This window comes from Rhizobium sp. J15 (assembly GCF_002531825.1).
In the GTDB taxonomy this organism is placed as follows: Bacteria; Pseudomonadota; Alphaproteobacteria; order Rhizobiales; family Rhizobiaceae; genus Rhizobium.
On record NZ_NWSX01000099.1, the window covers coordinates 1 to 1,677 of the forward strand.

Here is a 1,677-nt window from a genome sequence, read left to right on the forward strand (position 1 = left end):
AGCTTCAACCTTGCCAAGATCTGGAACCTGCCGATCGTCTTTGCCATCGAGGACAACGGCTTTGGCGAGGCGACGGCCAACGAGCACGTGTCGGCAGGCAGCTTCACGCGGCGCGCCGAAAGCTACGACATTCCGTCGATCGAAGTGGATGGCACGGATGTCTTCAAGGTCTACGAAGCAGCGGGACAAGCGGTCGAGCGCGCCAGGAACGGCGGCGGCCCGACGATGCTGCACATTCATGTTCCGCGCTACTACGGCCATTATAGCGGCGATCCCGACAATTACCGGACGCCAGAGGAAAAAGCTGCGATGCGTCAGGATCGCGACTGCCTCAGCATCTTCCGCAAGCATGTGAAGGAAGTCTCGCTGCTGGATGGTGCGGAACTCGATGCGGTCGACCAGGCGGTTGAAGCCGAAATCGACCGTGCCGTGGCCGCTGCCCGCGCCGCGCCGTTCCCGCCGCTGTCGGCCCTGACCACCGACGTCTACGTCAAATATCTGTAAGGACCGCAAAGATGGCCAAGAAATCATTCCGCCAGGCACTCAACGATGCACTTCATTCCGAGATGGCGCGCGATCCGCGGGTGATCATGATGGGCGAAGATCTGACGGGGGGCGCCGGGGCGAACGGCGTGAAGGATGCCTGGGGCGGCCCCTTCGGGGTGACCCGTGGCCTGCTCGGGGCTTTCGGTCCGGACCGGGTGCGCGACACGCCGATCAGCGAAGCCGCCTTTGTCGGAGCTGCAGCCGGCGCCGCCTTGACGGGGCTGCGGCCGATTGCCGAGATCATGTTCGTCGACTTTGCCGGCGTCTGCCTCGATCAGATCATGAACCAGGCGGCGAAGTTCCGCTACATGTTCGGCGGCCGCGCCAAGACGCCGCTCGTCATCCGCGCGACCTATGGGGCCGGCAGCCGTTCCGGATCCCAGCATACCCAGGCCCTGCATGCGATCTTCACCCATATCCCGGGCCTCAAGGTGGTCATTCCATCCAATCCCTATGACGCCAAGGGGCTGCTCTTGCAGGCCATCCGCGATGATGACCCGGTGATCTTCCTGGAGCACAAGATGCTCTACGACGCGGTCGGCGAAGTGCCGGACGCCTCCTATACGATCCCGTTCGGCGAAGCGCGCGTCGTGCGCGACGGCAAGGATGTCGCCATCATCGCGATCGGCCGGATGGTCGGCGTGGCCGAAGAGGCGGCGCGCAGCCTTGCCGCGGAAGGCATCTCCGTCAGTATCGTCGATCCGCGCACGACCTCGCCGCTCGACGAGGACACGCTTGTGGAAGTGACGGAAAAGACCGGTCGCGTCGTCATCGTTGACGAAGGCAATCCACGTTGTGGTGTGGCGGCCGATATCTCTGCCCTGCTTGCCGATCAGTGCTTCGACGCCCTCAAGGCGCCGATCAAGCTGGTGACCGCGCCGCACACGCCGGTTCCTTATGCTCCCAACCTTGAAGACGCCTATGTGCCGACGCCGGACGCGGTCATCAAGGCCGTCAAGTCAATCGTAAAGAGGTAAATGCCATGTCGCTTATCGAAGCAGTCACGATTCCCAAATGGGGAATGACGATGACCGAGGGCAAGATCACCCAATGGATGATCGGCGAGGGGGGCAGTGTCGCGCGCGGTCAGGAGATCCTGGAGATCGAGACCACGAAAGTGACGAATGTGCT

3 protein-coding genes are annotated in these 1,677 nt (G+C 62.9%); all 3 read left to right on the forward strand.

The genetic code is table 11. The features are described 5' to 3' along the window. On the forward strand, nucleotides 1-504 hold a 504-nt coding region (locus tag CO670_RS32290; protein ID WP_245426181.1), incomplete at its 5' end, for a thiamine pyrophosphate-dependent enzyme. An 11-nt stretch (nucleotides 505-515) separates the two neighbouring features. After that, complete coding sequence (locus CO670_RS32295) at nucleotides 516-1,523, forward strand: alpha-ketoacid dehydrogenase subunit beta (protein ID WP_097594065.1); 1,008 nt, start codon at nucleotides 516-518, stop codon at nucleotides 1,521-1,523. A 5-nt stretch (nucleotides 1,524-1,528) separates the two neighbouring features. Continuing rightward, nucleotides 1,529-1,677 (forward strand): biotin/lipoyl-containing protein (locus CO670_RS32300; protein ID WP_348628119.1); only part of this gene is annotated, 149 nt, incomplete at its 3' end.

Excerpts from the sequence above, each read along its gene's own strand:
- CO670_RS32295 (WP_097594065.1), top strand. The coding sequence starts at position 516 with ATGGCCAAGAAATCATTCCGCCAGGCACTCAACGATGCACTTCATTCC.